This window comes from Hymenobacter coccineus, assembly GCF_001816125.1.
Lineage (GTDB): Bacteria > Bacteroidota > Bacteroidia > Cytophagales > Hymenobacteraceae > Hymenobacter > Hymenobacter coccineus.
In genome coordinates this window covers 1-6,491 of the sequence record NZ_MDZA01000127.1, presented here as the reverse complement: position 1 = coordinate 6,491, position 6,491 = coordinate 1, and the positions used below count along the sequence as shown (strand labels likewise).

The 6,491-nt window shown below is 55.6% G+C and carries 5 protein-coding genes; 4 read left to right on the top strand and 1 reads right to left on the bottom strand.

The window, feature by feature from the left end:
• Position 1 precedes the first annotated feature (1 nt).
• From porK to porN, 4 genes are all read left to right on the top strand, one after another.
• Positions 2–1,021, top strand: coding sequence for a T9SS ring complex lipoprotein PorK/GldK (gene porK, locus BEN49_RS09465; protein WP_070742779.1), 1,020 nt, complete (start codon positions 2–4; stop codon positions 1,019–1,021).
• A gap of 67 nt (positions 1,022–1,088) precedes the next feature.
• Positions 1,089–1,901, top strand: a complete 813-nt coding sequence (porL, locus tag BEN49_RS09460) for a type IX secretion system motor protein PorL/GldL (protein WP_070742778.1) — start codon at positions 1,089–1,091, stop codon at positions 1,899–1,901.
• Positions 1,902–1,955: 54 nt separating this feature from the next.
• Positions 1,956–3,542, top strand: coding sequence for a type IX secretion system motor protein PorM/GldM (porM, locus tag BEN49_RS09455; RefSeq protein WP_070742777.1), 1,587 nt, complete (start codon positions 1,956–1,958; stop codon positions 3,540–3,542).
• A gap of 62 nt (positions 3,543–3,604) precedes the next feature.
• Positions 3,605–4,591 carry a type IX secretion system ring subunit PorN/GldN gene (gene porN / locus BEN49_RS09450; protein ID WP_070742776.1) on the top strand — a complete coding sequence of 329 codons (987 nt, stop codon included), beginning with the start codon at positions 3,605–3,607 and terminating at the stop codon, positions 4,589–4,591.
• Between the two features lie 145 nt (positions 4,592–4,736).
• Here the strand turns inward: porN and uvrC are convergent.
• Positions 4,737–6,491: excinuclease ABC subunit UvrC (gene uvrC, locus BEN49_RS09445; protein ID WP_070742775.1), on the bottom strand; the 1,755-nt coding region annotated here is incomplete at its 5' end.

Below are 6,491 nucleotides of genomic sequence, written 5' to 3'. Positions count from 1 at the left end.
CATGAATAAGTTATTAGCATTATCACTGTTCGCGCTTTCTGGGGCCCTTTTGGGGGGTTGCAGCTTTAGCAAGGGCTTCGAAGGCGAATTAGTCGGCGCGCAGGACCGACCTTATTATAATCCTCAGGAAGTACCTTTTGGAATGGTACCCTGCCCGGGTGGCACATTTCACATGGGCCAAACGGACCAGGATATTTCCGCGTCGATGGTCAACATGAACAAGCAGGTGACTATCGCCGGCTTTTACATGGATGAAACAGAAATCACCAACAATAAGTATCGGCAGTTCATCGAAGCCATTAAGCAGGACTCGCTGGATGTGCTAGGTGAAGAGTACGTGATGACGGAATTGTATCCTGACACAACGGTGTGGGTGCGCGACTTTACCTACCACATGGGCGACCCCCTGCTGGAATACTATTATACTCATCCGGCGTTCGACGATTATCCGGTGGTGGGCGTGGACTGGTTCGCAGCAAAATACTTTTGCAACTGGCGCACTAAGTACCGCAACGCTACCCGCGAGGAGCGTGGCGATGCCGCCGACCCTAACTTCCGCCTGCCCTCGGAAGCCGAATGGGAGTATGCTGCCCGTGGTGGCCGCGAAGGCGCTACCTATCCTTGGGGCGGCCCTTACCTGCGCAACACCAAAGGCTGCATGCTGGCTAACTTCAAGCCCGGCCGCGGCGACTATGTTAGCGATGGGTACGCCTACACTTCAGAAGTGGGTTCGTTCTTCCCCAACGATTTCGGCCTGTACGATATGTCGGGCAACGTAGCCGAATGGTGCGATGATGCCTATATGGAAGCCTCTGTGCCTGTGGTGTGGGACTTGAATCCCACTAATCCGGACGATAACGAACCCCGCAAAGTGGTGCGCGGCGGCTCGTGGAAGGACATTGCTTACTTCCTCGAAACGGGTACCCGCAACTTTGAATACCAAGATTCAGCCCGTTCCTATATCGGCTTCCGCTGCTCGATGATTCAGATCGGCATGGGCTCTAACAGCAAACTCAACTAATTTATATCAACCAGACAACCAACCCACAAACCAATTCATCTACAATTCTCTCTTAAATTTTAAAATTATGGCTGCTAAGAAAAATTTCCTGTACGACACCTTAATGCCGAAAGTGTATGGCCTTGGTGCTGCTGTAGTTATCGTAGGTGCTCTATTCAAAATCCAACACTGGGAAGGTGCCAGCGCCATGCTGATTGTCGGGCTTGGTACCGAAGCCGTAATTTTTGCCCTTAGTGCTTTTCAGCCGCACGCCTCCGACCACGATTGGTCGCTGGTGTACCCTGAGTTGAGCGAAGGCTATGACCCCACCACCAACGATAACCGCTTCCGCGATGCCAAAACCCAGCCCAACGGCTTGACGGCCAAGCTGGACGATATGTTGAAGAATGCTAACGTTACTCCCGAAGCTCTCACTAACCTGGGCCAGGGTCTGAACCGTCTTAGCACCACTACCGCTCAGTTGGGCCAATTAGGCGATGCTACCAATGTGACCGACGAGTACACGAAGAAGGTGCGCACCGCCGCCGATTCGCTCGATAAAATCAACGTGGCTTACTCGAACACTGCCGCCGCCATTACCTCGCTGGCTGATGCTACGGGCGACGCAAAGGAGTACCACCAGCAGGTCCAGAACGTGACCAAGAACTTGGGGGCCCTGAATGCAGTGTATGAAATGGAATTGCAGGATGCCAACACGCACCTCAAGTCCATGAACCAGTTCTACGGTACACTGGGCAAAGCCATGGACAACATGACCCAGGCTGGCAAAGACACCGAGCAGTTCCAGAAGCAAGTGGCTGACCTAACCGGCAACCTGACTTCACTCAACCGAGTGTACGGCAATATGCTGAGCGCCATGCGCGCCCCGGCCCAAGCGTAGGTACTGCTTACTTTATAACGATTCCTTATTATCCATTTTTAAAGGAAATTTCTAATGGCGGGCGCAAACGAAACACCGCGGCAGAAAATGATAGGCATGATGTACCTTGTGCTGACAGCTCTGCTGGCACTCCAGGTAAACTCGGCTATCCTGCTGAAATTTAAATTTATCGACGACAGCTTAGTCGGTGTGAACGATAAGACATCGGCTGCCGCCGATGGCACGGTAAAAGGCATAGAAGCCGCCGTGGTTAAAAACCAAAACCAAGCCCGCGACAAGGCCGTCTTGGCCCAGAGTGAAGACATTCGCACGAAGACCAAGGACATGGTGGCCTACTTGCGTGACCTTCGCGATAAGCTGGTGACGGCTTCGAATAACGTGAAAGGCGCAACCGAGTACAAGGACATGAGCGCCGAAGACAAGGTGGCCGTTACCATGATCGGTGGCAAAAAGAACGGCTTGGCTTACCCAATGAAGGCCAAGCTGAACGAATATTCTTCGTACATCAAAGGTTTCGTGCCCACGGCGATACCCTTAGCACTTGATGGCAAAGAAGACCCCTTGGTGAAAACCATGCCCGAGCAGCGCAATAAGGACTTTGCTGAATTGAACTTTGAGAACACGCCGCTGGTGGCGGCCCTTGCGGTGCTGTCGCAGAAAGAAACCGAAGTGCTGAAGTACGAAGCCGATGCTTTGTCGGCCCAGGCGCAGAAAGTTGGCGCCAAGACCATTGTATTCGACAAAATCGGGGCCTTCGCTTCGGCGGAGTCTAACACGGTGGCCGCGGGTACCAAATACAAAGCCGAGCTGTTCCTAACCGCAGCTGCTTCGAGCATCCACCCTTCGATGACGCTGAATGGCTCGTCGCTGGCGGTGGGCCCCGATGGCCATGGCAAAGTTGAGTTCACGGCCCGCCCCGGCAGCTTCGATGCTTCGGGCAACGCCAAGGCTTCGTGGACGGGTACGGTACGCTTCAACCAGAATGGCCGCGATACCACCTTCAAAGTGCTGGTGCCTTACACCATCACCAAGCCGGTAATGCAAATTCAGTCGGCTTCGGTGCAGGCGCTGTACTTCAAGTGCGGCAATAAGTTGACCGTGAACGTGCCGGCCTTAGGGGCCCAGTACAAACCAGGTTTTTCGGCCACGGGTGCTACTACTATCACAGGCAGCAAGCTCGGTGACGTGACGCTGGTGCCTAACGCCCGCGAAGTAACCCTGAACGTGAGCAGTGGCGGCAACGCCATCGGCTCGCAAACCTTCCAGGTGCGTCCCATCCCCAAGCCGGATATCAAGTGCTTCGTAGGTGGCCGTGAAGCTAACGAGAAGCAGGGTACCCCCGGTACCGCCATCCGTTCGTTGTCGTTGAAAGCAATTCCTGATGCTGGTTTCCAGACTTTCCTGCCCGAGGATGCTCGCTTCCGGGTGTCAAGCTACGAGGTGACGCTGGTGCGTGGCAAGCGTCCCGCTATTCCGCCCAAGCAGATTTCGGGCCCCGACGCTAACCTGAGCGACGTGGTGAATGCCTACCGCGAAGGCGACCGCCTCTACATTGAGGTAAAAGGTGTGCAGCGCCAGAACTTCCAAGGAAATGTAGAGCCGGTGAACGTTTCGCGCACTTTCAACATTCCGTTGCTATAATACTAATCTATCCGGATCCGGCGTTGACCGGCTGTTATTATCCCCGCTTATTTCGCGTTCACATGAAAGCTACCCAAACTCTGGCCATTTTGGCTGCCAGCTTGTCGCTCAGCACCGCCGCTATGGCCCAGGAGCAGGCCACCACGGCCAGCAGCACGGGCTCACGCCGGCCGATTCCACTGTCCGACCAAATGTTTCGCAAGAGCATCTGGCGCGCCATTGACCTACGCGAGAAGCAGAACAAGCCGATGTTTTCGGAAGGTAAGGAAATCAGCCGCGTCATCCTTGATGCCGTTAAGCGGGGAGAAATCCAGGCTTATAAGAACGACTCGCTGACCTCGACATTTACTCCGGCGGAGGTATCGTCCAACATGTCGTATTCCGACAAGGCCAACGAACTGAGCGAAGACGAGAAGGCTGCTGGCTTTAGTGAGAGCGACTTAGGTGGGGGTGCTGCTGCCGACGACGGCTGGGGGGCCCCGGTAAAGAAAAAATCAACCGCTGCCACTACCCGCCGCCCCAAACTAGGTGCCAATGGCAAGCCGCTTAAGGATAAGCGTGGCCGCGTTATCTACGAAACAGTGCCAGCAGTGGCCGCCGCGCCGGTGGTTAAGCCATCTGACGTTAACGAGTACCGTCCGAAGGACTTGTACCAGTTGGAATTGAAAGAGGACATGATTTTTGACAAGAAACGGTCGCGCATGTACCACGACATCAAGTCCATAGGCATTCTCGTGCCGTCCACGCTGACGCAAAACGCTTCGGGAATCGAGAAAACTGTTGGTTACTTCAAATACAACGACTTGGTGAAGGTATTCCGCGCTAATCCGCAGAATGCTATCTGGTTCAACGCGCAGAACGACGCCCAGCACAAGAACCTCGCCGATGCGTTTGAGCTGTGGTTGTTCAACTCTTACATCACCAAAGTATCGAATCCTGGCGATTCGCGCCTCGATGACATCTATGGTGGGCAGCAGCAGGGCATCCTGGCCGCGCAGCAAACGGCCGCCGACCTAGTAGAGTACGAGTACAACCTGTGGTCTTTCTAGATCACTGATTTTGCCTGATTAACCGTGATTTCGCTGATTTTTTAGCTTGATCAAGTTGATAGCAAAAGGGGCCCCTAGCAGTGATGCTGGGGGCCCCTTTTGCATTGAGCGGTTTTCGTCAGGTTAATACAAAGCAGGGACTGAATTACTCAGCGGGGGCTTCTTGCTGGTCAAAGTAAGCCTGGAGCACCTTGGTTTTGGCCTTGCCAACTTCGGCCACCAGCTCGGCTTCGCTCAATTCGCGGATCTTCTTCACGGACTTGAACTTGTTGAGCAGCTTTTCGGCCGTGATGGGGCCCAGGCTCTTCACGTCGGTTAGCTCGGTTTTGAGGGTGCCGGCGTCGCGCAGGGAGCGGTGGAAGGTGATGCCGAAGCGGTGTACCTCGTCACGCATGCGCTGGAACAAGCGCAGCGACTCGCTACGCTTATCGATGTAGATGGGCAGCGGGTCATTGGGCACGTAGATTTCCTCCAGGCGCTTGGCGATGCCGATGACGGGGATCTGGCCCCACAAGTTGAGGTCCTTCAGGGCCTTCACGGCCATGCTGAGCTGGCCCTTGCCGCCGTCCACAATCACGAGCTGGGGCAGGCTGGCGCCCTCGTCGGTGAGGCGGCGGTAGCGGCGGTGCACCACCTCGTACATGGACTGGAAGTCGTCGGGGCCCACCACGGTCTTGATGTGATAGTGGCGGTAGTCCTTCTTGCTCGGCTTAGCATTGCGGAAGCACACCATGGCCGCCACCGGGTTGTCGCCCTGAAAGTTCGAGTTATCGAAGCATTCGATGTGCTTGGGCAAGTCCTTCAGGCGCAGGTCTTTCTTGATGGTTTCCATGATGCGCACCTCGTTCAGGTCCTTGCTGCGCTCGTTCATGCTCTCCTTCTCCTTGCGCAGGTAGAGCACGTTTTTCAGGCCCAACTCCAGCAGCTTGCGTTTATCGCCAATTTGGGGCACGGCCAGCGCCACGCCGGGCAGCGGCAGCTCTAGGGCCACGTTGGATAGGATTTCGCGGGCTTCGCTTTCAAAGTCCTGGCGCAGCTGCATCACCAGGGGCCCCAGGATTTCGGCGTCGGGCTCGTCGAGCTTCTTCGTCACCTCCAGGCTTTGGGTGAGGATGATGGAGCCGTTCATCACCTTCATGTAGGAGATGAACGCCGCCTTCTCGTTCGAGGCAATGGCGAACACGTCGATGTTGGTCAGCGTATCGCTCACGATGGTGCTCTTGGCCTGGAAAGCGTCGAGCTTGTCGAGCTTCACCTTAAACTGGTGGGCCAGCTCGTACTGCATTTCCTGGGCGGCGCGGCCCATCTGCTCACGGAAGTACTGCTTGGGAATGCGCAGGTCGCCGTTCAGGATTTGCTTGATCTGGGTGATGTAGCCGTTGTAGGTGGCCTCGTCCTCCAGGTTCTCGCAGGGGCCCTTGCAGTTGCCGATGTGGTACTCCAAGCACACCTTGAACTTGCCGGCCGCCACGTTGGCCGGCGTCAGGTTGTAGGTGCAAGTGCGCAGCGGGTACAGGGCCCTGATGAGTTCCAGCAGCACGTTCATGGCCGTGCCCGTGGCGTAGGGCCCGTAGTAGCGCGAGCCGTCGTTGATCTTGTTGCGCGTCGGAATCAGGCGCGGGAACCGCTCGTTGGTGAGGCAGAGGTAGGGATAGGTTTTGCCGTCCTTCAGCAGGATATTGTACTTGGGCTGGTGCTGCTTGATGAGGTTATTCTCGAGCAAAAAAGCATCTGATTCTGAGTCCACAATCGTGAATTCCAGGCGCTTGATGTTGCGCACCAGCTGCTGGGTCTTCTTGTTGTGGTCGTTCTTGTTGAAGTAGCTGCTCACCCGCTTGCGCAGGTCGATGGCCTTGCCCACGTAGATGATGCCCTCGTCGTCGAAATACTTGTACACCCC